25 protein-coding genes are annotated in these 26,679 nt (G+C 58.3%); 9 read left to right on the top strand and 16 right to left on the bottom strand.

Features of this window, described 5'->3' with window-relative positions:
* Positions 1 to 7: 7 nt before the first annotated feature.
* Positions 8 to 1,189, top strand: a complete 1,182-nt coding sequence (gene nepI / locus ABLU87_RS22910) for a purine ribonucleoside efflux pump NepI (protein WP_122117435.1) — start codon at positions 8 to 10, stop codon at positions 1,187 to 1,189.
* A gap of 32 nt (positions 1,190 to 1,221) precedes the next feature.
* Here the strand turns inward: nepI and phnX are convergent, their stop codons facing one another.
* Entirely contained in the window at positions 1,222 to 2,031 is an 810-nt protein-coding gene (phnX, locus tag ABLU87_RS22905) for a phosphonoacetaldehyde hydrolase (protein ID WP_064357593.1), read from the bottom strand.
* 9 nt (positions 2,032 to 2,040) lie between these two features.
* On the bottom strand, positions 2,041 to 3,144 hold the full coding sequence (gene phnW, locus ABLU87_RS22900; protein WP_025107574.1) for a 2-aminoethylphosphonate--pyruvate transaminase: 1,104 nt from the start codon (positions 3,142 to 3,144) through the stop codon (positions 2,041 to 2,043).
* Positions 3,145 to 3,284: 140 nt separating this feature from the next.
* Between phnW and phnR the strand changes: the two genes are divergently transcribed.
* From phnR to phnV, 5 genes are all read left to right on the top strand, one after another.
* Positions 3,285 to 4,004, top strand: a complete 720-nt coding sequence (phnR, locus tag ABLU87_RS22895; RefSeq protein WP_009653851.1) for a phosphonate utilization transcriptional regulator PhnR — start codon at positions 3,285 to 3,287, stop codon at positions 4,002 to 4,004.
* Between the two features lie 247 nt (positions 4,005 to 4,251).
* Entirely contained in the window at positions 4,252 to 5,265 is a 1,014-nt protein-coding gene (gene phnS, locus ABLU87_RS22890; RefSeq protein WP_122117436.1) for a 2-aminoethylphosphonate ABC transporter substrate-binding protein, read from the top strand.
* Between the two features lie 5 nt (positions 5,266 to 5,270).
* The gene (gene phnT, locus ABLU87_RS22885) at positions 5,271 to 6,383 is read left to right on the top strand and encodes a 2-aminoethylphosphonate ABC transport system ATP-binding subunit PhnT (protein WP_032718744.1); all 1,113 of its coding nucleotides are present in this window, start codon (positions 5,271 to 5,273) and stop codon (positions 6,381 to 6,383) included.
* Positions 6,383 to 7,243, top strand: a complete 861-nt coding sequence (phnU, locus tag ABLU87_RS22880; protein WP_048262945.1) for a 2-aminoethylphosphonate ABC transporter permease subunit — start codon at positions 6,383 to 6,385, stop codon at positions 7,241 to 7,243. Before phnT ends, phnU begins: the two co-directional genes overlap by 1 nt.
* A gap of 2 nt (positions 7,244 to 7,245) precedes the next feature.
* Positions 7,246 to 8,043, top strand: a complete 798-nt coding sequence (gene phnV / locus ABLU87_RS22875; protein WP_025107577.1) for a 2-aminoethylphosphonate ABC transport system, membrane component PhnV — start codon at positions 7,246 to 7,248, stop codon at positions 8,041 to 8,043.
* Between the two features lie 197 nt (positions 8,044 to 8,240).
* Here the strand turns inward: phnV and ABLU87_RS22870 are convergent, their stop codons facing one another.
* The 4 genes from ABLU87_RS22870 to ABLU87_RS22855 form a co-directional block, all read right to left on the bottom strand.
* Positions 8,241 to 9,620, bottom strand: a complete 1,380-nt coding sequence (locus tag ABLU87_RS22870; RefSeq protein ID WP_048262984.1) for a carbohydrate porin — start codon at positions 9,618 to 9,620, stop codon at positions 8,241 to 8,243.
* Positions 9,621 to 9,847: 227 nt separating this feature from the next.
* Positions 9,848 to 10,150 carry a PTS lactose/cellobiose transporter subunit IIA gene (locus ABLU87_RS22865; protein WP_032751827.1) on the bottom strand — a complete coding sequence of 101 codons (303 nt, stop codon included), beginning with the start codon at positions 10,148 to 10,150 and terminating at the stop codon, positions 9,848 to 9,850.
* 108 nt (positions 10,151 to 10,258) lie between these two features.
* Positions 10,259 to 11,584, bottom strand: a complete 1,326-nt coding sequence (locus tag ABLU87_RS22860; RefSeq protein ID WP_014227305.1) for a PTS transporter subunit EIIC — start codon at positions 11,582 to 11,584, stop codon at positions 10,259 to 10,261.
* Between the two features lie 11 nt (positions 11,585 to 11,595).
* Complete coding sequence (locus ABLU87_RS22855) at positions 11,596 to 11,907, bottom strand: PTS sugar transporter subunit IIB (RefSeq protein ID WP_014227304.1); 312 nt, start codon at positions 11,905 to 11,907, stop codon at positions 11,596 to 11,598.
* 294 nt (positions 11,908 to 12,201) lie between these two features.
* Here ABLU87_RS22855 and ABLU87_RS22850 point away from each other — a divergent pair, with 294 nt between their 5' ends.
* A complete protein-coding gene (locus tag ABLU87_RS22850) occupies positions 12,202 to 13,143 on the top strand; it encodes a LacI family DNA-binding transcriptional regulator (protein WP_122116988.1) in 942 nt (313 codons plus the stop codon).
* Positions 13,144 to 13,166: 23 nt separating this feature from the next.
* Here ABLU87_RS22850 and ABLU87_RS22845 read toward each other — a convergent pair whose 3' ends face one another.
* Positions 13,167 to 13,460, bottom strand: coding sequence for a YicS family protein (locus tag ABLU87_RS22845; protein ID WP_014227302.1), 294 nt, complete (start codon positions 13,458 to 13,460; stop codon positions 13,167 to 13,169).
* Between the two features lie 209 nt (positions 13,461 to 13,669).
* Between ABLU87_RS22845 and ABLU87_RS22840 the strand changes: the two genes are divergently transcribed.
* On the top strand, positions 13,670 to 14,623 hold the full coding sequence (locus ABLU87_RS22840; protein ID WP_116280588.1) for an Rpn family recombination-promoting nuclease/putative transposase: 954 nt from the start codon (positions 13,670 to 13,672) through the stop codon (positions 14,621 to 14,623).
* Between the two features lie 3 nt (positions 14,624 to 14,626).
* Here ABLU87_RS22840 and ABLU87_RS22835 read toward each other — a convergent pair whose 3' ends face one another.
* From ABLU87_RS22835 to ABLU87_RS22795, 9 genes are all read right to left on the bottom strand, one after another.
* Positions 14,627 to 15,529 (bottom strand): EamA family transporter, encoded by a 903-nt coding sequence (locus tag ABLU87_RS22835; RefSeq protein ID WP_014227300.1) that lies wholly within the window; start codon positions 15,527 to 15,529, stop codon positions 14,627 to 14,629.
* Between the two features lie 150 nt (positions 15,530 to 15,679).
* Entirely contained in the window at positions 15,680 to 15,988 is a 309-nt protein-coding gene (locus ABLU87_RS22830) for a CcdB family protein (protein ID WP_122116989.1), read from the bottom strand.
* Positions 15,989 to 15,990: 2 nt separating this feature from the next.
* Positions 15,991 to 16,227: a type II toxin-antitoxin system CcdA family antitoxin gene (locus ABLU87_RS22825; protein ID WP_014227298.1), complete on the bottom strand. Its 237-nt coding sequence runs from the start codon at positions 16,225 to 16,227 to the stop codon at positions 15,991 to 15,993.
* A gap of 105 nt (positions 16,228 to 16,332) precedes the next feature.
* Positions 16,333 to 17,766: a PTS N-acetylmuramic acid transporter subunit IIBC gene (gene murP / locus ABLU87_RS22820; RefSeq protein WP_116280586.1), complete on the bottom strand. Its 1,434-nt coding sequence runs from the start codon at positions 17,764 to 17,766 to the stop codon at positions 16,333 to 16,335.
* 24 nt (positions 17,767 to 17,790) lie between these two features.
* The gene (gene murQ, locus ABLU87_RS22815) at positions 17,791 to 18,693 is read right to left on the bottom strand and encodes an N-acetylmuramic acid 6-phosphate etherase (protein WP_009654080.1); all 903 of its coding nucleotides are present in this window, start codon (positions 18,691 to 18,693) and stop codon (positions 17,791 to 17,793) included.
* 160 nt (positions 18,694 to 18,853) lie between these two features.
* Positions 18,854 to 20,020, bottom strand: coding sequence for a multidrug effflux MFS transporter (locus tag ABLU87_RS22810; RefSeq protein WP_014227296.1), 1,167 nt, complete (start codon positions 20,018 to 20,020; stop codon positions 18,854 to 18,856).
* Positions 20,021 to 20,070: 50 nt separating this feature from the next.
* Complete coding sequence (locus ABLU87_RS22805) at positions 20,071 to 21,435, bottom strand: efflux transporter outer membrane subunit (RefSeq protein WP_122116990.1); 1,365 nt, start codon at positions 21,433 to 21,435, stop codon at positions 20,071 to 20,073.
* A gap of 3 nt (positions 21,436 to 21,438) precedes the next feature.
* A complete protein-coding gene (gene eefB, locus ABLU87_RS22800; RefSeq protein ID WP_032751836.1) occupies positions 21,439 to 24,546 on the bottom strand; it encodes a multidrug efflux RND transporter permease subunit EefB in 3,108 nt (1,035 codons plus the stop codon).
* Positions 24,546 to 25,670: an efflux RND transporter periplasmic adaptor subunit gene (locus tag ABLU87_RS22795; protein WP_014227293.1), complete on the bottom strand. Its 1,125-nt coding sequence runs from the start codon at positions 25,668 to 25,670 to the stop codon at positions 24,546 to 24,548. Before ABLU87_RS22795 ends, eefB begins: the two co-directional genes overlap by 1 nt.
* Positions 25,671 to 26,123: 453 nt before the next feature.
* On the opposite strand from ABLU87_RS22795, the gene ABLU87_RS22790 reads away from it, so the two are divergent.
* The gene (locus ABLU87_RS22790; protein ID WP_025107590.1) at positions 26,124 to 26,540 is read left to right on the top strand and encodes a GNAT family N-acetyltransferase; all 417 of its coding nucleotides are present in this window, start codon (positions 26,124 to 26,126) and stop codon (positions 26,538 to 26,540) included.
* Positions 26,541 to 26,679: the final 139 nt, after the last annotated feature.

Genomic DNA, 26,679 nt, shown 5'->3' with positions numbered 1-26,679 from the left:
GTAACTTATGACTCCTTCGAATGCCTCTACGCCACAGGCTCATCAGTCGGCGCGACCCAACTGGTCGGCGGTTTTTGCGGTGGCCTTCTGCGTGGCCTGCCTGATTACCGTTGAGTTCCTGCCGGTAAGCCTGCTCACGCCGATGGCGCAGGATTTAGGCATCTCCGAAGGGGTTGCCGGACAGTCGGTCACCATCACGGCGTTCGTGGCGATGTTCGCCAGCCTGTTTATCACCTCGATTATCCGCAGTACCGATCGCCGCTACGTGGTGATTCTGTTTTCGGTTCTGCTGACCCTTTCCTGCCTGCTGGTCTCTTTTGCTAACAGCTTTGCGTTATTGCTGCTCGGCCGCGCCTGCCTCGGGCTGGCGCTGGGCGGCTTTTGGGCGATGTCGGCGTCGCTCACCATGCGGCTGGTGCCGATGCGCGTGGTGCCCAAAGCCCTGTCGGTCATTTTTGGCGCGGTATCGATAGCGCTGGTGATCGCCGCGCCGCTGGGCAGCTTTCTCGGTGGGATTATCGGCTGGCGTAACGTCTTTAACGGCGCCGCGGTGATGGGGGTGGTCTGTACGATTTGGGTGCTGAAGGCGCTGCCGTCTCTGCCGGGCGAGTCGACCTCGGCGCAGCAAAATATGTTCGGCCTGCTAAAGCGCCCCGGCGTGATGGCCGGGATGTGCGCCATTTTTATGGCCTTCGCCGGCCAGTTCGCCTTCTTTACCTATATTCGCCCGGTGTATATGACGCTGGCGGGCTTTGACGTTGACGGCCTGACGCTGGTGCTGTTGAGCTTCGGCATCGCCAGCTTCGTCGGCACCTCGCTCTCTTCGATGCTGCTCAAAAGATCGGTGAAAGCGGCGCTGGCGGTTGCCCCGGTGGTGCTGGCCATCAGCGCGGCGGTGCTGGTACTGTGGGGGGAGAGTAAAATCGTGGCGTCGACGGTTGCCGTTATCTGGGGCTTTGCCTTCGCGTTGATACCGGTTGGCTGGTCAACGTGGATCACCCGCTCCCTGTCCGATCAGGCGGAGAAAGCCGGGTCGATTCAGGTGGCGGTGATCCAGCTGGCCAACACCTGCGGCGCCGCGGTTGGCGGCGTGGCGCTGGATCACCTTGGTCTGCTCTCGCCGCTGGTCCTCTCCGGTACGTTGATGCTGCTGACCGGCCTGCTGGTGGCGACGAAAGTACGAGTGTAATGGGGCCGCAGTCAGGCGAATCGTCAATAAAACTACGGGCGTTCGCCCTGCGCCAGACGACGGTTGATGTCGGCAATCACGCCCGGCAAATCCGCCAGCGTATCTACCACATAGTGCGCCCCGGCGGCGTACAGCTTCCCGGCGGCGTGCTCGCGGCGGGCGGCGATCTCTTCGGCGCTCATCTGCTGATATTCCTCCCAGCTGGCGCCGAATTCGTTACCGGAAACCGCCAGACCCACGCTCCACATTCCGGCGTTTAATCCTTCGGTAATGCCGGGAGCGGAATCATCAACCTTGACGCAGTGGGCTACCGAGTCGATGCCGAGGACAATGACGTTCTGTAACGCCATCCACGGGCCTGGCCGCCCCCCGACGGCGAGGTCGTCCGTCGCCACCCAGTGGTCAGGCGCATAGCCCTGCGCGGCGGCGGCCGGCGCCAGCTTTTCCATCACCAGACGCGGATAGCCGGAACAGGAGCCAATTTTTATGCCTTCGGCGCGCAGCGCGGCAATGGTGTCGACAACCCCGGCGATCGGCGCAGAAAAATCGACAACTTTGGCAATCTGCAGCGGCATAAAAGCAGCATAGATCGCGTCGATATCGGCAGCGTTCATCGCCCGGCCAAACTTCGCTTGCCAGCGGGCGTCCACGGCGGGCAGTTTCCCCAGCGCTTCAATATGCTGCCATTTGCCGAGACCCATCGGCACCCTGGCTTCTTCGAGCGTAATCTCCACGGCAAAAGCCTGACGGAAGGCCTCAACGAAAATCTGCGTCGGCGCGAAGGAGCCAAAGTCGACGGTGGTGCCTGCCCAATCAAGAATAACGGCGTTAATACGGTTCATGACGGTTCCTTAGCATTGCCAGTACATGGCGTTTTTGATGGCCGCCAGCAGGGCGGTGATGTCGGCGTCGTACACTTCGCCGATGTTGCCGATACGGAAGCAGTCGCTTTGCGACACCTTGCCCGGATAGATCACGAAACCCTGCACTTTAAGCCGCTGGTAGAAATCCTTAAAGCGATACTGCGGCGCATCCGGGGAGTAAAACGCGGTGATGATCGGCGAGTGCAGGCTATCGTCGAGCAGCGGCTGAAAGCCTAGCGTACGCATTCCCGCCACCAGACGCCGCTGGTTCGTGCTGTAACGCTGATGACGTGCGCGCACGCCGCCTTCCTCCGCCAGCTCCTTCAGCGCCTGGGCAAAGGCCAGCACGGTATGGGTCGGTGAGGTGAAGCGCCACTTGCCGTGGTTATCCTCCATGCAGCGCCACTGGGCGTACAGATCCAGCGACAGCGAGCGCGAGCGGCCCTGGCAGTTTGCCAGTTCCGCCTCCCGGGCAATGACGAAGGCAAAGCCCGGCACACCCTGAATGCATTTGTTGGCGGAGCTGATCAGATAATCGATATTCAGGGCGGCGACGTCCATGGGAATGCCGCCGAAGCTGCTCATGGCATCGACGATGTAGCGTTTGTCGTAACGTTTCGCCAGCGCGGCGACCTCTTCGATCGGGTTGAGCATGCCGGTCGTGGTTTCGCTATGCACCATGGCGATATGGGTGATCGCCGGGTCGGTTTGCAGGATCCGTTCGATCGCCGCCGCGTCCGGCCGCGCCACTTCGCCGCAGTCGTAGGGATGGTGCGCAATGCACATCAGTTTCGCCATCTCGATCATGCGCGCGCCGTAGGCGCCGTTGCTGATAATCAGCACTTTTCCCTGCGCGCCGATCGCGCTACCGAGCACCGCTTCAACCGCGTAGCTGCCGCTGCCTTGCAGCAGCACTGAGGTGTAGCCGTTAGCGGGCGTCGCCAGTTCCACCAACCGTTGGCGAATGACCTGAACGACGCCGAGATTGTAGTCGTCGTCCCAGGTACAGCTATCGAACAGCATCGCCTCTTTTACCGTACGGGAAGTGGTTAGCGGTCCGGGCGTCAGCAGCAGATAATTACGCGAAGTCATTGTTTTCACCATTTGGTCTATACCAGATGTTTTTTATAATGACGATCGTGCCCCGAAAAGGTCAAAGGGAAAGTAGCGCTGCAACAAAAAATTCATCTGGTTATGTATAATGAGCGCATCAAATTTGGCCGCGAGCGAACATGAAATCACCCTCTGGCGAGACGCCACAGTATCTGCTGATCAAGGCGCAGCTTCAGGCGCGTATTCAAAACGGCGCGTTGAAGAGCGGCGATAAGCTGCCGTCCGAGCGCGAGCTGTGCGCGCTGTTCAACACCACGCGTATTACGGTGCGTGAGAGCCTGGCGCAGCTTGAGTCCAGCGGCGTGATTTATCGCGCCGACCGCCGCGGCTGGTTTGTTACGCCGGAGCGCTTGTGGTTGGATCCGACGCAGAATACCAACTTCCACAAGCTGTGCCTGGAACAGGGGCGGGAGCCGAAAACGGTGCTGCTCGACGGTCGTCTGGCCGCCGTTCCGCTGGACGTTATGGCGCCGTTGGCGCTGCAGCCGTTCGACCAGATCTACCTGCTCACCCGACTGCGCCATGCTGACGGGCGGGCAATCTGCTACTGTGAAAATCACTGCCTGCCGGCCAGGGTTCCGGAGCTGCTGCGCCATGATTTAAACGGCAGCCTGACCGAAATTTATCAGACCCACTATGACCTGATATATACCAGTATGCATCTGTCGTTCTGGCCCACCTCAATGCCGCCCCAGGCCGCGGAAGCCCTGGGGGTGATGGAAGGGCGGCCGGCGCTGCTCTTGCGCCGCCTCAACTACGATCAGCACGGGCGAATTCTCGATTACGATATCGAGTACTGGCGCCACGACAGCCTGCGTATTGAAGTCGATACCCATTGATTTTATTGGTCCTGCCCGAGCGTTTTCCCGGGTTGCGGCTGGCGCCTTACCCGGGCTACGGGTTCACCGCCTTCTGCGGACGGGTAGCCCGGACAGGCGCGTCAAGCGCCGCCTCCGGGAGGGGGTCTTCTGCGCCGGCGTCATCCTTTCGCCACACTTCATTCATCGTTTTGTCATAAACCCCGGGTAGCGTGAAAAACAATCTGGTCTACACCAGAATGGCTAACTACCCGATGAGGCATATACGATGAAACTCTCCCGACTTGCCCTGCTGTCCCTGTTCGCGCTGACCAGCTCTCCGGTCTGGGCAGATGGCATCGTCACGGTTTACTCCGCTGACGGCCTGCACGATGGTGATAACAGCTGGTACCAGCACCAGTTCGCCGCTTTCACCAAAGCAACGGGCATCAAGGTGCAGTACGTGGAAGGCGGTTCCGGGGCGATTGTTGAACGCCTGGCAAAAGAGCGCACCAACCCTCAGGCCGATGTGCTGGTGACGGTGCCGCCGTTTATCCAGCGTGCCGCGAAAGAACAGCTGTTGGCCGAATTTCAGCCGCAGGACAGCGCCCGGATCCCGGGCGTACACGACCGCTACTCGCCGCTGGTGAATAACTATCTGACCTTTATCTATAACAGTAAGCTGCTGAAAACCGCGCCGGCCAGCTGGCAGGAGTTGCTCGATAGCCGCTTCAGGAACAAACTGCAGTACTCGACGCCGGGGCAGGCGGGTGACGGTACGGCGGTCATGCTACAGGCGTTTCACAGCATGGGGAGCAAAGAGGCGGGGTTCGATTATCTCGGTAAGCTCCAGGCCAATAACGTTGGTCCGTCTGCTTCCACCGGTAAGTTGACCGCGCTGGTCAATAAAGGCGAGCTGTACATCGCTAACGGCGATCTGCAAATGAACCTGTCGCAGATGGCGCGTAATCCGAATGTGCAAATCTTCTGGCCAGCGGACGCGCAAGGCGAACGCAGCGCGCTGGCGCTGCCCTATACCATCGGCCTGGTGCAGAACGGTCCGAACGGCGAAAACGGTAAAAAGCTGATTAACTTCCTGCTCGATAAATCCGCTCAGTCCAGCGTCAGCGCGCTCTCCTGGGGTCTGCCGGTGCGCAGCGACGTGACGCCGGAAGACGCTAACTTTAAAGCGGCGAAAGCGGCGCTTAACGGTGTGAAAAGCTGGGAACCCAACTGGGACGACGTTGCGGTTTCGCTGTCGGCGGATATTGCCCACTGGCATAAAGTGACGGACAGCGAGTAAGCGTGATGTTAATGAAAACGACCGCTGCCCCCACCCCGTCGCTGGCGGGGACGTCCGGAATTACTCTCGACGCGCTGCGCGTTTCTTATCACGGCAACGTGGTGCTGAAGCCGCTGACATTAACCATTGAACCCGGTGAGGTGCTGGCGCTGATCGGCCCTTCGGGCTCCGGGAAAACCACGGTGCTGCGGGCGATAGCCGGTTTTGTGCAGCCTGCCGGTGGTCGAATTTTGCTTGGCGACACGGATATCACCCACCTGCCGCCGTATCAACGCGGCCTTGGTATGGTGGTTCAAAACTACGCCCTGTTTCCGCACATGAAGGTAGAAGATAACGTCGCCTTCGGCCTGCGGGCGCAGAAGCAGCCCAAAGCGCAGATCGCTGAACGGGTTCAGGAAGCCCTGAAAATCGTCGGCATGGCGGATTACGCCAGCCGCTATCCGCACCAGCTTTCCGGCGGCCAGCAGCAGCGCGTCGCAATTGCTCGCGCCATCGCCGTGCGTCCGCGGGTATTGCTGCTTGATGAGCCGCTCTCGGCGCTGGATGCGCAAATCCGTCACAACATGGTCGAGGAAATTGCCCGTCTGCACCGCGAACTGCCGGAGCTGACCATTCTCTACGTCACCCACGATCAGACCGAAGCCCTGACCCTGGCGGACAAGATTGGCATCATGAAAGACGGCTCGCTCATTGCCCACGGCGAAACCCATCAGCTTTACCACTATCCGCCTAATCGTTTTAGCGCTGAGTTTCTCGGACGTGCCAATATCCTGCAGGCGACGGCGCTGACAGATACCGCGGGACCTGGCCTGGTCAGCGTCAGCTGCGGCGGCGGATTGATCGCCGCGTTCAGCCGCGGCGGCCAGCATGGCAACAATAAGCTGCTCTGTATTCGCCCGCAGCATATGAGTCTCGCGCCGCGATCGGCCACCAGCAACCGGCTGAACGCCATCCTGACCTCCGTGCACTGGCAGGGCGATTTGACCCATCTGCTATGCGACGTGGCGGGGGAGGCGGTGCGTATCGTGATGACCCACGTGAATCCGCTGCCGCGTGCGGGCGACAGGCTGGCGCTCTATTTTGAACCCAACGATGCGGTCCTGATTGAGGTGTCATAATGTCGCAGATCTTAACGCTCCCGCGTCGCTCTGTTCATCTGCGGCCCTTACTGTGGCTGCTGCCGCCGCTGCTGGTGCTGGCGACCCTGTTTTTCTACCCGCTGCTGCTCATCGGCGAACAGGCGCTGCGCGATACCGAGGGCCACCTGGGCCTCGAAACCTTCTGGCAGGTGGTGGAGTCCCGGCGCTTTCTCAGCGCATTGCTCAATACCTTGCAAATCGCGGTTATCGCGACATCAGGCTGCCTGCTGCTCGGCAGCGTACTGGCGCTGATTCTGGTGTTTATCCCGTTTCCCGGTAGCCAGCTGATTAGCCGGATAATTGATACCTTTATTGCGCTGCCGACCTTTCTCATCACCCTGGCTTTCACCTTTATTTACGGCTCCGCTGGTCTGCTGAACGGGACGCTGATGTCGCTGTTTGCTTTTGAACTGCCGCCGGTGGATTTTCTCTATTCGATTCAGGGGGTCATACTGGCGGAAATGACCGTCTTCACCCCTCTGGTGATGCGTCCGCTGATGGCCGGGCTGCGGCAGATTGATAAAAGCCAGCTTGAAGCGGCGAGCATCCTCGGCGCGCATCCGCTGCGGGTTATCGGCCAGGTGATTTTTCCGGCGGTGCTGCCGGCGCTAATGGCGGGCGGCAGCCTGTGTCTGCTGTTGACCACCAACGAGTTCGGCATCGTGCTGTTTATCGGCGCCAAAGGGGTAAATACTCTACCGATGATGGTCTACAGCAAGGCTATTCTCGAGTCGGACTACAGCGTCGCCTGCATGATTGCGCTGATTAATATTCTGCTGTCGCTGGGGCTGTTTATGCTCTATCGGCTGGCCGCCGCGCGTACCGGCGTGAGGAGATAACGATGTTGATTTGGTCGCGTAAAGGCCGTACGGCGGCGGGAGCGCTGGCGGTGACGCTGTTTGCCGGGTTTTTCTTCCTGCCGCTGGCGGTGATTTTGATGTCCAGCCTGAGCCAGCAGTGGAACGGCCTGCTGCCGTCCGGCTTTACCCTCGGACACTTTGTTAACGCGTTTCGCGGCGCCGCGTGGGATGCGCTCTTTTCCAGTCTGATGGTCGGGTTTTGCGCCAGCCTGTTCGCTCTGCTGTGCGGCATGTGGGCTGCGCTGTCCCTGCGGCAGTACGGTGCGAAGCTGCAAAAATACCTTGGGCTGATGTTCTATCTGCCAAGCGCCATCCCATCCGTTTCTGTGGGTCTTGGCATTCTGGTGGCCTTCAGCCAGGGACCTCTGCAGATGAACGGCACCTTTTGGATCGTTCTGGCGGCGCACTTCGTGCTGATTTCCGCGTTTACCTTCAGCAACGTTTCCACCGGTCTGGCGCGGATTTCCGCCGATATTGAAAACGTCGCCTCCAGCCTCGGGGCATCGCCGTGGTATCGTCTGCGCCACGTCACGCTGCCGCTGATGACGCCATGGATGATTTCGGCACTGGCGTTAAGCCTGTCGCTATCGATGGGGGAGCTGGGCGCGACGGTGATGATCTACCCGCCGGGCTGGACAACGCTGCCGGTGACGATTTTTAGCCTGACCGATCGCGGCAATATTGCCGATGGTTCGGCGCTGACCATCGTGCTGGTGGGCGTCACGCTGCTGCTGATGATTAAGCTTGAACGCATCGCCCGCCGGATGAGCCAGAGGTAATCTCCGGCTCCTTTTGCAAACCGCCTAAGCCAGTGGTAGCCGGGGTAAGGCGTTACGCCGCAACCCGGGGAATGCGCCGGGATGAATATATCGATGCGGCTTCTTCCCGGCTCGCGCTGCGCTTAGCCGGGCTACAGGTTACGATCTGATAGCCCGGATCGGGCTCTGACGCCGCGACCCGGGATGGTTTCACTCTCTTAGAACCACGCCTCAAACATGCCGCCGACGTTCAGCGAATCCAGCTGTTCGTCTTTGGTGCCGTTGACCTTCGCGGTGCGTTTGTTATCCACCTGGCCGCCGGTCACGTAGAAGCGCAGCATCGGGCGGAACTCCGGCCCCATACCGATGGCGATATTCTGCGACAGCGTCAGCTTCCAGCCGTGGTTATCGCCGCCCTGGTCGTAATCGACGCGCTGGTAGCCCGCTTCCAGCCAGGTGGAGTGCACATCGTTCCAGAAGTACATCGGACGGACAATGGCGCCGTAGTTTTTACGGTTATCGGTGTTGTCCTTGCCGTTGTCATAGTCGTGGAAGGCCAGCAGATATTCGAGCTGCGCCTGCTGGGTGAATTTATGCAGCCCTTCAAAGCTGGCGTAAATCGCGGTCAGGTCATCGGTTTTGTTGTAGACGCTGTTATCCGAGTTATCGGAGTAGCGCAGGATCACTTTATTGACGCCGCTGTCGTTGGTGTGGCTGAGCACCAGCCCGCCCTGCCAGGCGTCGAGACGTTCGTCGCTGTCCACCGCTTTCGAATCGAAACCGTAGTTGGCGTAAACCTCAACGTCGATCGGCCCGGCCTTGATGTTGTGGGTTTTGGTGGTCAGGGCGTAGTGGCCGTTATCGCCGGTACCGGAGCCGCCGGTACAGGTGATGCGCGACGGGTTGGCCTCGTCGGCCATCACTTCCGGGCTACAGGACTCCACCTGCGACACTCCCGCCACGTCAAACTGCACGCCGCCGATATCAAAGTTCTTCACCCCGGCGCCCTGGCCGTCGTGGTTCATCCAGAAGTAGTCGTTGATCCCCTGTTGCGGGCGCTGATGGAAGTCGCGGCCGGCCCAGATATAGGCGTTGGGGTTAGACTCCAGCACGTTGGTGACGCCGACGTAGGCTTTTTTCAGGTTAACTTCATCGCTCCAGTGGTCAAACATGACGTTGATATCCCAGATCGCGCCTTTACTGCTCTTGAAGGCTTTGGTTATCTGGAATTCGCCGCCGTTGCCTTCGTTGCCTAAACGGCCGATCGCCGAAGCGCCGTTATAGGAGCCATCCACGCCGACAAACTTCTGATCGCCGGTCTGGAACTGCGCGCCGTAGCGGGCGTAGCCGCTGAACTTCAGGCCGAAGGGGATCGCCATATCCGGCGTGGCCGCGGTGGTCTGCGGGTTGGTGATAACATCCACTTTTTTATCAGCCGCGGCGTCGATTTTCGCCTGGCGTTCGGCCAGGGCTTTATCGACGGCTTTCGCCACAATGGCGTCTATCTGTTCTTGAGTAAATTCTTGCGCGAATACGGAAATTGGGCACAGCGCGGCGACGACCGCCATGGTTAATGGCAGCATTTTTACAGTTTTCATCATTATCTCGCTTTTAATAATTTATATATATCCTAAATAGTTCGAGTTGCAGGAAGGCGGCAAGGGAGTGAATCCCGATGAGCTTACTTTGGTAAGTGATTCGGGTAAGCGAGCGCAGCCAACGTACATGCAGCTTGAAATATGACGGATATATTTAGATAATAGCTATCCCGCCAGGATAAGCTGGTATATTTAGTTCGGGTACAGTTGCTAAATATTGATATAAATTAACGCTGGTATAAATGAATTAACTCTTCCGAAAATTCACGGGCGAGCAGTGAATTCATTAAGTGATCCTGAGCATGGACCATAATTAACGTCATCTGCTGGCGCGCTTCGCCAGCGTCCTGCTCGATAAGCCGGGTCTGCATCTGGTGCGCCCGGCGGGCGTAGCCATCGGCTTCATTCAGAAGCAAGCGCGCTTCATCTATATTACCGTTGCGGGCGCAATGGAGCGCTTCAAAACATAATGAGCGTGACTGGCCCGCATTAACGATAATTTCCATTACCGCATCTTCTAATTCAATCATGATAGATCCTGAGGTCATTAACTTTATTCTTTAAATAATGCAGTGAAAGTCCCTTTTCCACATTATTTATGCCGTCATTTTAAATATAATATTAAATATAGAGATTAATTATTGGCTGACCGTTTCGGCAACCGGCACTGCCGCTTTTGCTTTTTCAACTTCAGTTTTCATTAACGAGCGTTCATAGGCGCGCAGGAAGGGTAGGTAGATTACCGCCGACATCACCATGCAAATTAAACACATCACCACCGGGCTTAGCGTCCAGTTTGCAGCCCATGATGCGCCGATAGGCGCCGGCGTCGTCCACGGCGTCAGCGAAACGACCTGGCTGAGCCAGCCGAGGCGCGTCGCCCCGTAAGCCAGAACGGCGTTAATCATCGGCACAAAGACGAACGGGATAAACATCATCGGGTTCATGATAATCGGCGCGCCGAACAGAATCGGTTCATTGATATTAAAGAAGCTCGGTACGATACCCATTTTGCCAATGGTGCGCAGGTGGGTGACGCGGCTACGCAGCAGCAGGAACGCCAGCGGAAGCGTGGAGCCGACGCCGCCAATCAGCAGGTAGTGGTCCCAGAAACCCTGCAGATAGACATGCGGCAGAGCCGCACCGGCCGCCAGCGCTGCCTGGTTCGCCGACAGGTTGGCCATCCAGAAGGGGTTCATAATGCCGGTCACGATCAGCGAGCCGTGGATCCCGGCGAACCAGAAGATCTGGCACATCAGGACGGAAAGCAGGATCGCCGGCAGGGAGTCAGAGGCGGAAACCAGAGGCTCCAGCAGATGCATAATCGCCTGCGGCAGGATCATACCGGTCTGCGCTTCGATAAACAGATTCAGCGGATGCAGGGTCGCGATCACCACCAGCACCGGGATAAGGATTTCAAACGAACGCGCAACGCCGGTCGGCACTTCTTTCGGCAGGCGAATCGTAATGTTGTTCTGCTTTAGCCAGGCGTAAACGCGAGTGGAATAGATGGCGGTGATCAAGGCGGTAAAAATACCCTGACCAGAGAGGTACTGGGTGGAGATTTTGCCATCGGCGTACGGCGCGGCAACCAGTAAGAAAGCCATAAACGCCAGCAGACCGGACATCACCGGGTCGAGCTGGAACTGGCGTCCCAGGCTGGCGCCGATCCCCACCGAAATAAAGAACGTCATCACGCCCATGCTGAGGTTAAACGGCAGCATCAGCTGTTCGCGATACTGCTGGGAGAAATCCAGCCAGCCGCGGGCGAAACCGTTAGTGGTATCCGGGGAAAAAGGCGGAAAGATAAATACCAGCATGAATGAGCCGATGATCATAAACGGCAATGCGGCAGTGAAACCATCGCGAATCGCGATAACGTATTTCTGCTGCCCAAGGCGTCCTGCCAGCGGGGTAATTGATTGCTCGATCGCGGCAATCATGGACTGATACAGAGAACTCATTTGCACACCTCTTAATGCGCTTCAATCAGCGACAGGGCATAATCCAGGACGTTGTCTCCCCGCTGCATTCCGTAATCCATGGCGTTAATCGGCTGGACCGGAATATTCAGGGGAGCGGCTTTCTCAGCTAAGTTTTTCAGCATGTATTTCACCTGTGGTCCAAGAAGCACCACCTGGTATTGCGGAAACTGCATGTCAAATTCGGAAACTCCGTAGGCGTCAATCTGCACCGGCAGGTTACGTTCCTTCGCGGCGTCAACCATCTTTCTGACCAACAGGCTGGTGGACATTCCGGCAGAGCAGCACAGCATAATCTTGTACATCGACGATCGTCCTCAAAATGTAAAAAGTTATTGCGTGGATGATTTGATATCAGACGGAAACCGGTTTCCATTTATAAAAAACAGAACTGTGATAACCGTCAAGATCTGTCAGTCAAAGGGCGTGTTAATTAGATTTGGCTCACAAATTTTCCTGGTTTTTGCTACGATTTTCCATGAAACGGAAAATCGGTTTCCAAATAAAAAGGGAAACGGATATACTGCCGCTGGTTATTATTGAAGCGATTCAGGTTTAAGGATTTACAGGGATCGGATTGGCCCTGTCAGGGGAAAATAATGTCTACAATCAACGATGTATCACGGTTAGCTGGGGTGTCTAAAGCCACAGTCTCTCGGGTGTTGAGTGGTTCGCGCGGCGTAAAGGAAGCCAGCCGACAGGCGGTATTGCAGGCGGCGGAAGCGCTTAACTACCGGCCGAATATGATCGCGCAATCTTTGCTGAGTCAGACCACCGGCTGCATCGGCGTCATTTGCGCCCAGGACAACATTAATCAAACCACCAGCTATCTCTACGCGCTGGAAAAACAGCTCAGCCAGCACCAGATGCACCTGCTGCTGCGTTTTGCCAACAGCCGCGGCAGAGTGCTCCATTCGCTGGAAGAGTTGACCTGCGGCCTCTGCGATAATGTGTTAATCATCGGCGCGCGGTTTCCGCTCAATATCGACCGGCGCGACGTAGTGCTGATTGACTGCCTGGAAAGTGACGCAACGAATAGCATTCAGTTTGACCACGCCTTTGCGGCGGAAACGGCCTGCAACTATCTGATAAGCCAGGGGCGGCGGCAGATTGCGCTGATTCATCCTCAGGCTAACGGCTTTGCTGACCAGGTTCTGCTGGGCTACAAGCACGCGCTGGAAAAGAATTTTCTGCCGTTCAATCGCAACCTGGTTTTTCTTGACAGCCATTCGCCGTCCGTGGCGGTTCAGGAGCTGGTGAACAACGCAACCACCCTGAATTTTAATGCGTTATTGGTTGCCAACGAGCAGCAGGCGCAGCTGGTGGTGCCGCAGCTCCAGGCGTTTAATCGCGCGGTACCGGAAAAAGTCATGGTGTTCAGCCTGGCGGGCTCGTTACAGCTGCCCGGTATTCCGACGATTCCAGCGATTGAATATTCCATGGACGCGATGGCCAGCCAGATAGTCAACTGGCTGACCGAGAAGACGCAAATGCTCGCTAGCAGCCCGCTGCGTGGAGATTTGATCATTCCGAACCGCTAATGGCGACGCCTCCGCGCCCGGTACTAGGGCGTTGGGCACTGAATGCCGCTAATGGCCTTCTGATAAGCGGCGCTGTTGTTTTTATCCAGCGCCCGCGTCGCGCTTTGTACGGCGGTCTTATTTTCCGCTGATTCCAGCACGCGGTTAGCAAACTGCGTATCATCCAGCGCGCTGCTGGCAGGGCAATTTTTCCTCACATCCTTCACTATCTGCTGCTTTTGCTGTTCAAACTTCAGCCCGGAGAGCGGTGCGGCTGTCGCCACGCTGGAGAACATCAGGCTGGCTGCCAGCGAAAGAGCAAAACTCATTCTCTTCATCACGGATATCCTTATTTTTATTAAAGGGTTCCTCTAACTATAGACGCATTCCTGAACCAACATTTTGCGCGCTGGTTTCCATAAGAATGAGTCTGTTTCAGCCGCTGAAATTTATCTTTCGTACCGGCAAGCAAAGCCGTTGATGCGCAGGTGTTTGCGCTTTTTGGGCCGGATATATTCCAGCCATTACGTTTCAGGGATGGCGGACCATGACGCAAAAAGGAACCCCCTCGACGCCGCACGATGCGGTTTTTAAACAGTTTTTATCGCATCCCGAGTGCGCCAGGGATTTTATCGACATTCATCTGCCCGCTTCGCTGCGCCAGCTGTGTAATCTGCAAACGCTCAAGCTGGAGTCCGGCAGCTTTATTGAGGCCGATTTGCGCGCCAGCTACTCCGACGTGCTGTGGTCGCTGAAAACCCGCGACGGTGACGGCTATATCTATGTGGTGATTGAACATCAGAGCACGCCGGATGCGCATATGGCATTCAGGCTGATGCGCTACGCGCTGGCGGCGATGCAGCGTCATCTGGATGCCGGGCATAAAACGTTGCCGCTGGTGGTGCCGATGCTGTTTTATCACGGCGCGAAAAGTCCCTATCCCTTCTCGCTTTGCTGGCTGGATGAGTTTACTGATACGCAGACGGCGCGACGACTTTATGCCGCCGCTTTCCCGCTGGTGGATATTACGGTGGTGCCGGATGACGACATTATGCAGCACCGGCGCGTGGCGTTGCTGGAGCTGATTCAAAAGCATATTCGCCAGCGCGATTTACTTGGCCTGGTGGAGCGATTAGCCGAGCTGTTGGTTAAAGGTTGCGCTAATGACAGCCAGCTGAAAGCGCTGTTTAATTACATGCTGCAGTGCGGCGATGCGCCTCATTTTGGTGAATTTCTTCACGAGGTCGAGCGGCGCGTTCCTCAACATAAGGAGGTACTCATGACGATTGCGGAAAGGCTACGGCAGGAAGGGAGACAAGAAGGCAAGTTGGAGGGCAAGTTAGAAGGTAAACAAGAGGGTAGACTAGAAGAAGCGTTGCGTATTGCCCGTTCACTTCTGGAGCAGGGGTTTGAGCGCGAGCTGGTGCAGGTGGCTTGCGAGCTGACGGATGACGACCTGAAGAGGCTGCAAACGCCGGTCGCAGCCTCTCCTGGCCGATAATCGTCAGGCCGTTTTAACCCGCCGCCGCGAATCCATGGCGATCAGCACCACCGACGAGAGAATCAGCAGCGTGCCTAGCCAGTCCGGGAGAGTAAAAGTGATGCCGAGCAGCAGCAGGGAGAGCAGGGCGCTACTCAGCGGCTCCGCGCAGCTGAGGATCCCCGCCTTCGCGCCGCCAATCTTCTGCGCGCCGTTCAGATAGAGGCTGAAGGTCAGCGAGGTGCCGATTACCACCAGGTAGAAAAAGGCCAGCAGCAGGCCGCCGGTCACCACAAAATGGTTGCCCTGTCCGGCGTAGAACGGCAGCAGCATGGCGCCGCCGAGCAGCATGCTCCAGCCGACAATCGGCAGCGTGCCGTAGCGGGCAATCAGCGTCGAAGGATAAGTCGTATAAAAAGCGGCGGCAAACGCCGAAGCAATCCCCCAGAACAGCGCCGTGGGGGAAATCGACAGCGTCGTCGGGTTGCCGTGGGTCACCAGCAGGAAAGTGCCCGCCAGCGAGGTGGCGATGGCCGCGAGCACCAGCGGGCTGGGGCGCGTTTTGCGGGCGATGGCAAACCAGGCGACGATAATCGTCGGCGACAGAAACTGCAGCACCGTCGCGGTGGCGGCGTTGGATTGCTCGATAGTCATCAGAAAGGTGTACTGCACGGTAAGCGCGCCGAACAGCGAAAAGATCAGCAGGCTGGCGGCGTCTTTGCGGTTTTGCAGGACGCGGAAAATCTTATCGCCGTGGAAGAACGAGAGCATCAGAAGGATCAGGCCGGCGAACAGCAGGCGCGTCATGGTCAGAAACGGCGATGACATCTGGCTTTGCTGCATAATATATTGCGCGCAGACGCCCGAGCTGCCCCACAGCACGGCGGCGATCAGTACGTTCAGCATCCCTTTTTTGCTGGAGCCCATCTTTCCCTCAGGTGAAAATAGCGCGAAAGCAGTATCATAGCATGAGTACGCGCGGGAAGCGGGGCAGGAAAGGGGAGTCGGAGTATTTGCGTGCCCCTTGCGGCGGAAGATCGTTGGGTTTGGCGATCTGACGCGTAAGCTTGTAGCGAGTTAGATCCCGTCGAAAAGAAAATCCATTGAAGCTTTAACGACTTCGCGCTGGTGATTCAGATTACAAACTTCTTCACCCAGAACATGATGTGGGATGCTGGCGAGTTCGTGAGTCATCACGACGTATTCTTCCCCTTCTACGGTGACAAGCGGTGTTAAACGATCGGCGCGTGGACCTTTATAGTTTTTCAGTGGAAACAGTGGAATCACGACCCGAGTATTGCGCTTGCCGATAATGTCACTCTGTACATCAAGGAGGTAAGGATACGCAGCAATTCGACCTGTATTCTTATAAACGTAATACTGCATATTTAGAACGTCCTGTATTCATCAGAGAGAAGTCCATTTTCCTCAGTTAAATTATTGAGGTAGTCGATTGCCTGGGCATTTTCTTTTTGCCAGCGGGCTATTTCGAGGCTGTGGATTTCGCTTTTTAGAGCGTTAGTCAACGTTAGAGACAGATTGATGCCGACCTCACGAGCCTGTTTAACCAGGCCTGGGTCCAGTGTCACGCTGACGTTCTGCTTATTGCGTTTTGCGGCTGGCATAGGGAATCTCCTGTGTAATCTACACGTGTAGATTACACAGAAATAAATAAACCCGCCATTCGGCGGGTTAAAAAAGATTCAATTTTTATGCGCCGGACGCGCCTCTTAGCTCAAATCAACGTTTTTACTGCCGAACAGCCAGGTCAGGGCGAAGCCGCACAGGTAAGAGACCGCCAGCCCGGCGGCATACACCGCCATTCCGGCGTAGATGCCGCTGCCGGAGGTCATCAGCGGCAGCGCCACCAGCCCCGACGGGCCAAACACCGTATTCAGGCCGACCGGTAGCCCCAGCCAGGCGATGAGCCCGAGGAAGAAACCGCCGCAGGCGCCGCCGAGACAGGCGGTGATAAAGGGCTTCATGCGCGGTAGCGTCACACCGTAAATCAGCGGTTCACCGATGCCGAGAAAGCCGGGAATAATCGCCCCTTTAATCTGCGTGCGCAGCAGAGAACCGTGCTTCGCCCGCCAGAACAGCGCCAGCGCCGCACCAACCTGTCCGGCACCGGCCATGGCCAGGATCGGAAACAGCGAGTTAAACCCCTGCGCATCCACCAGCGCGAAATAGACCGGCACGAAGCCCTGATGGACGCCGAACATCACCGCCAGCAGGAACAGGCCGGCCAGTACGGCAGAGCCGAACGGGTTACCGTTAAGGTGCAGAAACAGCCATGACATCCCGGTGAACAGCCAGCCGCCGATAGGCATAATGACGGTAAAGGTGATCGCGCCCATGATTAGCAGCGTCACCGCCGAGGTGAGGATCATATCGAGGTTGGCAGGCATGATGCGGCGTACCTGTCGTTCCACCCACGCGCCGATAATCGCGGCGATAAGCACGCCGATAATATTGCCGCGCGGGTCAATACCGTGGCCGAAGAAGGTGGAAATCCCGGAATAGAAGCCGCTGGTGGCTTCCGGGTTATAGCCGAGAACAAACAGCGCAGCGATGATGGCCCCGTTGACCCCGGAGCCGCCGAAGGCTTTCTGGGCGTTATAGCCGATCAGGATGCTCAGGAAGGTAAACATCCCTTTGCTGAACACCTTCATGTAGCCGATCAGCGCCATCAATGTCGCGTTCGGATGCGCGTTTTCGAGGACAAATATCTGCTCCGCCAGGGTCGCGAACCCCAACAGCAGGCCGACGGCGATAAAGCCGGGAATGAGCGGGGTGAAGATGGTGGCGAATTTCGCGAGGAATTTTTGAATACCGCTGGTTTGCTTGCTCTTCAGCGCCTGTTTCTTTTCGGCGGCGACATCGGCCAGCGATGGCGCATCCGCCGGGGCCTCTTCCAGTAACGCATTCATCATTTCCGCCGCGCTTTGCGCCTTGCCGGGCCCAAGGACGACCTGGAACTGTTCATCGCTAACGATCACCCCCATTACGTCGTCAATCTGGCGGATGGCGGCGCTATCGGCCCGTGATTCATCGCGCAGGGTCAGGCGCAGCCGGGTCATACAGTTGCCCGCCTGCGCGACGTTCCCGGCTCCGCCAACGTGCTGCAGGATCCGCGCTATCATCTCTTTATTTATTTTTGCCATTGCAGATTACCCGTGAGTCAGCGGTCAGGAGTGGCTCAGCGCCTTGCGGATATAGCCGTTATTTTTTGCCAGCAGCGCCTGGGCATCCGCGGCGCTTAAATCAGCCAGCACCATCACAATCGCCGTTTTGCAGTGGCGATCGCAGGCTTCCAGCGCGCTCTGGGCGGTTGCGCGATCGCATTCGGTCGCTTCCATGACGATGGACACCTGGCGCTCGATAAGCTTGGCGTTGGTCGCTTCCACGTCCACCATCAGATTGCTGTAGACCTTGCCGATGCGGATCATCGCCCCGGTAGAAATCATATTCAGCACCAGCTTCTGCGCTGTGCCCGCCTTCAGGCGCGTTGAGCCGGTCACCACTTCCGGACCCACGACCGGCGTAATGGCGACGTCCGCCAGCTGGGCCATTTCGCCGTGCGGGTTACAGCTGACGATGGCGACAAAAGCGTTCTGGCTGTGGGCATACTCCATCGCGCCGATGACGTACGGCGTGCGTCCGCTGGCGGCCAGGCCGACTAGCACGTCGCGGCTGCTAAAGTTCAGGTTCTGCAGGTCCATCGCCCCTTGCGCTTTGTTGTCTTCGACGTTCTCTACGGCGCTCAGTATGGCTTTATGGCCGCCCGCGATAATGCCCACCACTTGCTCCGGGCGGGTGCCGAAGGTCGGCGGACACTCGCTGGCATCAAGGATCCCCAGACGCCCGGAAGTGCCCGCGCCAATGTAAATCAGTCGACCACCCGCCTGCAGCGCCGCCGCGACCTTATCCACCACCTGGGCAATTTGCGGCAGATAGGGGGTGATGGCGTGAGCCACCTGCTGGTCTTCCTGGTTAATCACCGTCAGCATCTCTTCGGTGGTGAGGATATCAATGTTGGCGCTATTGGCGTTGCGGCGCTCGGTCAGCAGTTTGCTCAGGTCGATACTCATAGGAACCTCTTTATTCACGGTGGCGGGCAGTATAAGGAATTAATTATTCCTTTCCTGTGAAGGTTATCACGATTGGTGTTGAAGGAATAATAGGAGATTACAGTACTGACGGGAAAAAGAGGGGTAATATAATTGGAATATTTTATTACCCCGGAGGAGGTTATGCGATGGGGCGCGGCTTTTTCAGGCCAATCAGCAGCGCGGCCAGATAGCAAAGGGTCATCGCGAAGCTCATTTTGAGCATCGTTTCGCCGCCGAGACCGGCCAGCGGCGCGGCAATACCGCCGAACACAAACATCAGCGTGCCCATCAGGGCGGAAGCGGTGCCGGACTGGCGGGCGTGAATGGCGTTCATCGCTTCCGAGCCGGCAACGGTACTGATGCCGCTCATCATGGAAACGGTAAAAAACAGGCCGACCAGCGCCAGCGTCGGCTGCGGTAGCCAGGCGAAGAGCAGGGTGATGGCGGCAAACGCCACCGCCAGCAGCTGGCCGCCGCGCAGCAGGGCTTCGGCGCTGAAGCGGCGCGCCAGGCGGGAAAAGATCAGCGCCGCGATAATCAGCCCGATACCGTTAAGGCCGAACAGCAGGCTGAACTGCATCGCGCTCATGGCATATTCGCTCTGGATAACGAACGAAGACGAGCCGATATACGAAAACAGCCCGGCCATCATAAAGGCCTGAATCAGGCAGTAGCGCATAAAGCGGCGGTTTTTCAGCACCGGCGCATCAGCCTGCTGCCGCGTAGCCGAGGCGGCGCTTTTGGCCGGCAGCGTTTCGTGCAGCACCGTCAGGCTGAGCAGCAGCAAGACAACGCCGATCGCCGCCATTGCCCAGAACAGGATACGCCAGTCGAAGGCGGTGATAATCCAGCCGCCGAGTACCGGTGAAAGCACCGGCGCAATGCCGTTAACGGTCATCAGCAGGGCGAAAAACTGGGTCAGCAGCGTACCCTGATATCTGTCGCGGGCGATGGAGCGCGACAGCACCGAGCCGCCCGCGCCGGCGAAGCCCTGCAGAAAGCGCCAGGCGATCAGCATATGGATATCGTAGGTTATCGCGCACATCGCCGAGGAGAAGATAAACAGCAGCAGGGAGAGCGCCAGCGGCTTTTTACGGCCAATGCGGTCGCTCAGCGGGCCAAAAAACAGCTGTCCAAGGCCGAGGCCAATCAGCGCCGCGGTCAGCGAAAGCTGGGTCTGCGTGCCGGTGGCGCTGAGCTGCTGGGTGATTTCCGGCAGCGCGGGCAGATAGAAATCGGTACACAGCGGCCCAATGGCGCTGAGCAAACCGAGAACCACGACCCAGGAGAGGGAAATTCGGGACATATCAACGGGCTCCTTGTCATCAAACCGGGCGTTGCCGCCCGGCAAAAACGTTAGCTGGCGCCGCCTCCCAGCGACTGCCAGAGGGTAATGCGGTTTTCCAGATCCGTTTGCTGGAGGGAGATAAGCGTGGCCTGCGCCGACCACAGCGTTCGCTGGGCGGTCAGCACCGACAGATAATCTCCGACCCCGGCCTGATAGCTCTTCATCGCGATATTCAACGATTTCTGCTCCGCCGCGACGTATTTATTCTGCGCGTCCAGCTGTTCGCTGAGCGTTTCCCGGCGCGCCAGCGCGTCGGCGACATCCTTAAAGGCGCTCTGAATCGTCTTCTCATAGGTGGCGATCAGCCCCTTTTTCTCCGCTTCAGCATAGCGCAGCTGCGCCAGGTTGCTGCCGCCGGTAAACAGCGGCAGGCTGATGGACGGCGCGAATGACCACACCTGCATGCCGTGGCTGAACAGCGACGAGAGCGAGTCGCTGCCGACCCCGGCGCTGGCGGTCAGCGAGATGGACGGGAAGAAATTGGCCCGCGCCGCGCCGATATCGGCGTTAGTGCTCTTCAGATTATGCTCCGCTTCCTGGATATCCGGGCGGCGCAGTAGTACCGATGAAGAGACGCCCGCCGGCACCAGGGTGATACTCCGATCGCCAAGGCTTTCCAGCGTGCCGGGCAGCAGGCTATCCGGCACGGTTTCTCCGGCCAGCAGGTTGAGCGCGTTTTTATCCTGGGCCACCAGCGTGCGGTAGCTGGCGACGCTGGCGCGCGCCTGCTGATAAACGCTTTCGGCATCGCTCAGGTCTCCTGCCGAGGCGGTGCCGACTTCCATCTGGCGGGTGACGATGCGGCGCGAATTCTCCGCGCTGGCCATGGTGTCCTGCGCCAGCACCAGATTGCTGTTGTCCGCGGCGAGCGTTATCCACGCGGTGGTCAGATCGGCGATCATCGTCAGACGCGTATTCTGGGCGGTGAATTCGCTGGCAAGCCAGGTTTCCCGCGCCGCGCGCGTCAGGCTTTGGTTCTTGCCAAACAGATCCAGCTCGAAGCTGGAAACCGCGCCGTCGGCTTCCGCTGACGAGGTGAGGCCGCTGGCCACCGTTTTACTGCGGGTATGGCTCAGCTCGGCGTCGAGGGTCGGAAACAGCGAGGCGCGGGTTTCGCCAAACTGGGCGCGCGCGGCTTCGATATCGGCCAGCGCTTTCTGCACGTCGCGGTTGCTGGTCAAGGCGATGTTCACCACTTTTTTGAGGCGAGCGTCATTCACTACCTGCTGCCAGTCGCTGACTACCGCGGTTGCCTCGCCGTGGCTACCCGGCAGGGTCGCCGGGACAGGCGCGGCCGGACGTTCATAGTGCGGGTCGAGAGAGACGCAGCCCGCCGTCAGGAGCGCAACAAAAACTAAGGTAAAACGAAACATAACTTACTCCTGAGAAGAACGATGGCGGGTGAAGAAACGTTTCACCAGCACAAAGAACAGCGGCACGAAGAACACCGCCAGCAGCGTCGCGGTCAGGGTGCCGCCGATAATTCCGGTACCGATCGCCACGCGGCTGTTGGCCCCGGCTCCGGTGGCGATCGCCAGCGGCAGCACCCCGGCAATAAACGCCAGCGAGGTCATCACAATAGGGCGTAGACGGGTCTGCGCGGCGCGCATGGCGGCACGCGACAGGGAGTAGCCCTCTTCCACCGCCGATTCAGCGAATTCGACGATCAGAATGGCGTTCTTCGACGACAGGCCGATGGTGGTTAATAGCGCCACCTGGAAGTAAACGTCATTGCTCAGACCGCGCATCCACGCCGCCAGCGCCGCGCCGAGCAGCCCAAGCGGGATCACCATGATCACCGAGAACGGTACCGACCAGCTCTCATACAGCGCCGCGAGGCACAGGAAGACCACCAGAATCGAGATAGCGTAGAGGCTCATCGCCTGGCCGCTGGCGAGTTTTTCCTGCAGCGACATGCCGCTCCACGCCCAGGTGGTACCGGCGGGCAGGTTATTGGCTAAGGCCTCCATCTTGTCCATTGCCGCGCCGGAGCTGAAGCCGCTGGCGTTCTCACCCTGGATTTCAAAGGCGGCGGAACCGTTGTAGCGCACCAGGCTTTCCGGACCGTATTGCCAGCGGGTGGTGGCGAAGGCGGAGAACGGCGTCATGCTGTCGTCGCTGCCGCGCACAAACCATTTACCGAGGTCGGACGGCACGGCGCGGGCGTCGCTTTCGCCCTGGATATAGACCTTCTTCACGCGACCGCGATCGATAAAGTCGTTAACGTAGGTCCCCCCCCAGGCGCTGGAAAGGGTATCGGTGACATCGCTTAACGACAGCCCGAGCGACACGGCTTTGTTATTATCGATATCCACCTGCAGCTGCGGCATTTGCGGCAGATCGTTGGCGCGTACCGACTGCAGCTCGGTACTTTGATTCGCCGCGGCCAGCAGCTGGCTGCGCATTTTCATCAGGCTATCGCGATCGGTACCGCCGCTGGCCATCAGTTCGAAGGTGAAGCCGTTGCTTTGCCCCAGGCCATCTACCGACGGCGGGGTCATGGCGAACAGGGTGGCGTCGCGAATGCTGCCGAGCTCTTTGGTGGCGCGCAGGGCGATGGCCTGAGCGGTATTTTCTTCGCCTTTACGTTCGGACCAGTTTTTCAGCGACACGAAGGCCATCCCGGCGTTTTGTCCGCTGCCGCTAAAGCTAAAGCCGTCGACGGTAAAGATCACGTCGGTATTGGCTTTCTCTTTCGTCAGGAACCAGTCGGTGACCTGGCGGCGAACCTCGGCGGTACGTACCGCCGTCGCCCCGGCGGGCAGCGTGTACTGGACCATGATTTCGCCCTGATCCTCCGTCGGCAGGAAGCTGCCCGGCAGTTTCCACATCGCCAGCGCCATGCCGCCGCAAATCAGGACAAAAGCGCCCATCATCATCGCCGAGCGGCGCAGGCCGCCAACAACACGATGCTGATAGCCCTGCTCGGTGCGTCCCCACAGGCGGTTAAAGGCGCCAAAGAAGCCTTTGGTATGCGGTTTAGAATGGCTCAGCAGCGCGCCGCACAGCGCCGGGGTTAAGGTTAAGGCGACCACCACGGAGAGCATCATCGCCGAGATAATGGTCACCGAGAACTGGCGATAAATCACCCCGGTTGAGCCGCCGAAGAAGGCCATCGGCAGGAACACTGCCGAGAGCACCAGGGCAATGGCGATCAGCGCGCCGGAGATTTCGCCCATTGATTTTTCGGTGGCTTCGCGGGCGGGCAGCCCCTCGTCGCGCATGATACGCTCGACGTTTTCCACCACCACGATGGCGTCATCCACCAGCAGGCCTATCGCCAGCACCATCGCAAACAGCGTCAGGGTGTTGATGGAGTAGCCGAACAGCGCCAGCACGCCGAAGGTGCCCAGCAGCACGACCGGAACCGCCACCGCCGGGATCAGCGTGGCGCGGAAGTTTTGCAGGAACAGATACATCACGCAGACTACGAGGATAATCGCCTCGAACAGCGTCTGAATCACATCCTCCACCGAGATTTTGATGAACTCGGTGCTGTCTTTCGGGTAGGCGATATCGTAACCCTGCGGCATCTGACGCTGGAACTCGGCAATCTTGTTTTTCACCAGCGTCGCGGTATTCAGGGCGTTAGCGCCCGGCGCCATCATCACCGCGATCCCGGCAGCCGGATGGCCGTTGAGATTGGCGGAGGCGGTGTAATCTTCGCTGCCCATCTCAACGCGGGCGACGTCGCTCAGGCGCACCACCGAACCGTCGCTCTTGCTCTTGACGATAATCTCTTTGAACTGGGCGACGGTTTGCAGCCGCGACTGGGCACGCACGGTGGCGGTCAGCTGCTGCGCGTTGGAGGCGGGTAGCGCGCCGATTTTACCGGCGGACACCTGCACGTTCTGCGCCTCAATGGCCGATTGCACATCGGATGGCATCAGCGAATATGAGGCCAGTTTGGTCGGGTCCATCCAGATGCGCATGGCGTATTCCGCGCCGAACACCTGCAGGCTGCCGACGCCTTCAATACGCGCCATCGGATCCTGCATGTTGCTGACCAGCCAGTCGGAGATGTCGGAGCTGGTGGCTTTGTTGTTTTTGTCATACACCGCGAGGATCAGCAGGAAGCTGCTCTGCGATTTCTCCACCGTTACGCCGGACTGCTGAACTTCGCTCGGCAGACGGGATTCCGCCTGCTGCACTTTGTTCTGCACCTGAACCTGGGCGGTATCCGGATCGGTACCCTGCTCAAAGGTGACGGTAATGCTGACCGAGCCGTCGGAGCTGCTGGTGGATGTAAAGTAGAGCAGGTTGTCCAGTCCGGTGAGCTGCTGCTCAATAACCTGGGTGACGCTGTTTTCCAGGGTTTCCGCAGAGGCCCCGGTGTAGGTGGCGGAGATTTTTATCGCCGGCGGGGCGACGTCAGGATACTGGGCGACCGGCAGGGTGCGGATAGCCAGAATCCCGGCGAGCATAATCAGAATGGCGATAACCCAGGCGAAGACCGGGCGTCGCACGAAGAAACGGGAGAACATCAGGCGTTGCCTCCGTCATTTTTGACTTCGGCGGCTTTGACCTGCTGGCCCGGCGCCACTTTGCCGGTTCCTTCGACAATCAACCTGTCGCCGCTCTTCAGGCCGTTGACGATAAGCCATTTGTCGCCGTAGGTTTCGCCGGTTTCCACGCTGCGCTGTTCAACCTTGTTATTAGCGTCAACCACCAGCGCGGTGGCATCGCCTTTGGCATCGCGGGTGATGCCCTGCTGCGGGGCGAGGATCGCATCGTTCATGATGCCTTCGTCTATGCGGGCGCGAACGAACATCCCCGGCAGCAGCACGTGCTGCGGATTGGGAAAGACCGCGCGCAGCGTGACCGAGCCGGTCGATTCATCCACCGCCACTTCGGTCAGCGCCAGGCGACCTTTTTCGCTGTAGGTGCTGCCATCTTCAAGAGTCAGGGTGACGTTAAGGGTATCGCTGTTGCTTGCCAGGCTTTGCTTACGCAGGCGCAGCAGATCGACGCTGGATCGGGTGAGATCGACGTACATCGTATCCAGGCCGCGGATCGTCGCCAGCGCGGTATCCTGATCGGCGGACACCAGCGCGCCCGGCGTGACGGAAGAGATCCCGATGCGCCCGGCAATCGGTGCGGTCACGGTGGTCCAGTTCAGGTTAATGCGCGCGCTTTCCAGCGCCGCTTTTTTCGACTCGACGCTGGCCTTATCCTGGTTACAGGTCGCTATCGCGTCATCGGCGTCCTGACGGGAGACGCCGTTATCTTTGACCAGCACCGCGTAGCGCTGGGCTTTTTGGCAATCGGCGATGACCAGCGCCTGGGCCTGTTTTAGCGATGCGGCGGCTTCGTTAAACGTCGCGCGATAGCTTGACGGGTCGATTTGGTACAGCGCCTGTCCGGCTTTGACCATATCGCCCTCGGTAAACAGGCGTTTTTGCACGATCCCGCCGACCTGCGGGCGCACTTCGGCGCTAAGCGAGGCGGTGGTGCGTCCGGTCAGGCTGCTCACCACAGGGACAGGCTGGCCGTGCAGGGTAACGACACCCACTTCCTGCGTCATCTGCTGCGGGGAAGCGTTTTGCGCATTATCGCACCCGCTAAGGAGAAATAATGCTGCTGCGATGGGGGCTAAAGTATATTTCATTATATTTTCTCAGGATGAACGACGTCCGCCCCGCAAATTCACTGGCGGGGTGATGGGCCGGGCGATGATGCATCTCCGGGCAAGCACAAATAACCCAATGGGAAATAAATATTCCTGTTTGCAGTAAATAACTCGGTGAATACCGCTATTGATTAAGCGGTTTTTCCGAGATTTTCCCGTGCGGCGAATACGGCATCAGACGGCGGTTACAGGCTCTGAACCGAGCGATAACGCCTGCTACAGGGCATTACTTGTGGGGTTCTCCATGGTTTTTGGTTTTGAGAATGATCGTTCTCATTTTTCCCCATTATACGTCTGTACCGAATGATGGGAAGGTTTTTTACACAAAATTTAGTGCAGGGAATTTAGTCAGGAAATAATGGAGAAAAAAAGGATATTTTGTGAAAGTAGGGTGGTGAATGGTCTGTGAAAAATAAAAGATGGAGATAATCAATGACATTAATAATAACAGAGAACATTAATCCCGCCGATCAAGAAGAGCTGCTGGCGGGGCTACGAGAATACAATCTGCGCTTTCTGGACCCGGCTCAGTTCGGCGAGCTGGGCGTTTATTCACGCGATGACGCTGGCGCGATGCGCGGCGGGTTGATCGGCAAACGCAAGGGCAGCTGGCTGTGTATTGACTATCTGTGGGTCAGCGAAGCCTCGCGCGGCAGCGGCCTTGGCAGCGAGCTGATGCATGAAGCGGAAAACCAGGCGCGGGCGCGCGGCTGCAGCCACGTGCTGGTGGATACGTTCAGCTTTCAGGCGCTGCCGTTTTATCAGAAGCTGGGCTATCAGCTGCAGATGTCGCTGCCGGATTTTCCGCACGTGGGCATGCAGCGCCACTATTTGTCGAAAGTATTGTAAGCCGGGCCTCAGGAGACCCTCCCGGAGGCGGCGCTGTGCGCCTGTCCGGGCTACCCGAACGCAGGCGGCTGTGAAGCGGATTGAATCCCCCGGATGGCGGCTGTCGCCTTATCCGGGCTACCCGATCGCAGGCGGTTGT

Source organism: Klebsiella sp. CB_Kp196 (genome assembly GCF_040061575.1).
Classification (GTDB): Bacteria; Pseudomonadota; Gammaproteobacteria; order Enterobacterales; family Enterobacteriaceae; genus Klebsiella; species Klebsiella michiganensis.
Note: the sequence above shows the minus strand (reverse complement) of the source record. Positions and strands in the feature narration are given on the sequence as shown.

Bases quoted from the DNA above. Each gene is read 5' to 3' on its own strand.
- nepI (WP_122117435.1), top strand. From the start codon at position 8: ATGACTCCTTCGAATGCCTCTACGCCACAGGCTCATCAGTCGGCGCGA.
- murQ (WP_009654080.1), bottom strand. From the start codon at position 18,693: ATGAGTATCGACCTGAGCAAACTGCTGACCGAGCGCCGCAACGCCAAT.
- ABLU87_RS22805 (WP_122116990.1), bottom strand. From the start codon at position 21,435: ATGTTTCGTTTTACCTTAGTTTTTGTTGCGCTCCTGACGGCGGGCTGC.
- ABLU87_RS22790 (WP_025107590.1), top strand. From the start codon at position 26,124: ATGACATTAATAATAACAGAGAACATTAATCCCGCCGATCAAGAAGAG.
- ABLU87_RS22850 (WP_122116988.1), top strand. From the start codon at position 12,202: ATGTCTACAATCAACGATGTATCACGGTTAGCTGGGGTGTCTAAAGCC.
- ABLU87_RS22795 (WP_014227293.1), bottom strand. From the start codon at position 25,670: ATGAAATATACTTTAGCCCCCATCGCAGCAGCATTATTTCTCCTTAGC.
- eefB (WP_032751836.1), bottom strand. From the start codon at position 24,546: ATGTTCTCCCGTTTCTTCGTGCGACGCCCGGTCTTCGCCTGGGTTATC.
- ABLU87_RS22825 (WP_014227298.1), bottom strand. From the start codon at position 16,227: ATGCCAGCCGCAAAACGCAATAAGCAGAACGTCAGCGTGACACTGGAC.
- phnW (WP_025107574.1), bottom strand. From the start codon at position 3,144: ATGACTTCGCGTAATTATCTGCTGCTGACGCCCGGACCGCTAACCACT.
- ABLU87_RS22865 (WP_032751827.1), bottom strand. From the start codon at position 10,150: ATGATTGAATTAGAAGATGCGGTAATGGAAATTATCGTTAATGCGGGC.
- phnT (WP_032718744.1), top strand. From the start codon at position 5,271: ATGTTAATGAAAACGACCGCTGCCCCCACCCCGTCGCTGGCGGGGACG.
- ABLU87_RS22840 (WP_116280588.1), top strand. From the start codon at position 13,670: ATGACGCAAAAAGGAACCCCCTCGACGCCGCACGATGCGGTTTTTAAA.
- phnX (WP_064357593.1), bottom strand. From the start codon at position 2,031: ATGAACCGTATTAACGCCGTTATTCTTGATTGGGCAGGCACCACCGTC.
- ABLU87_RS22830 (WP_122116989.1), bottom strand. From the start codon at position 15,988: ATGCAGTATTACGTTTATAAGAATACAGGTCGAATTGCTGCGTATCCT.
- phnS (WP_122117436.1), top strand. From the start codon at position 4,252: ATGAAACTCTCCCGACTTGCCCTGCTGTCCCTGTTCGCGCTGACCAGC.
- murP (WP_116280586.1), bottom strand. From the start codon at position 17,766: ATGGCAAAAATAAATAAAGAGATGATAGCGCGGATCCTGCAGCACGTT.
- phnR (WP_009653851.1), top strand. From the start codon at position 3,285: ATGAAATCACCCTCTGGCGAGACGCCACAGTATCTGCTGATCAAGGCG.
- ABLU87_RS22845 (WP_014227302.1), bottom strand. From the start codon at position 13,460: ATGAAGAGAATGAGTTTTGCTCTTTCGCTGGCAGCCAGCCTGATGTTC.
- ABLU87_RS22860 (WP_014227305.1), bottom strand. From the start codon at position 11,584: ATGAGTTCTCTGTATCAGTCCATGATTGCCGCGATCGAGCAATCAATT.
- phnU (WP_048262945.1), top strand. From the start codon at position 6,383: ATGTCGCAGATCTTAACGCTCCCGCGTCGCTCTGTTCATCTGCGGCCC.
- ABLU87_RS22870 (WP_048262984.1), bottom strand. From the start codon at position 9,620: ATGAAAACTGTAAAAATGCTGCCATTAACCATGGCGGTCGTCGCCGCG.
- ABLU87_RS22835 (WP_014227300.1), bottom strand. From the start codon at position 15,529: ATGGGCTCCAGCAAAAAAGGGATGCTGAACGTACTGATCGCCGCCGTG.
- phnV (WP_025107577.1), top strand. From the start codon at position 7,246: ATGTTGATTTGGTCGCGTAAAGGCCGTACGGCGGCGGGAGCGCTGGCG.
- ABLU87_RS22810 (WP_014227296.1), bottom strand. From the start codon at position 20,020: ATGTCCCGAATTTCCCTCTCCTGGGTCGTGGTTCTCGGTTTGCTCAGC.
- ABLU87_RS22855 (WP_014227304.1), bottom strand. From the start codon at position 11,907: ATGTACAAGATTATGCTGTGCTGCTCTGCCGGAATGTCCACCAGCCTG.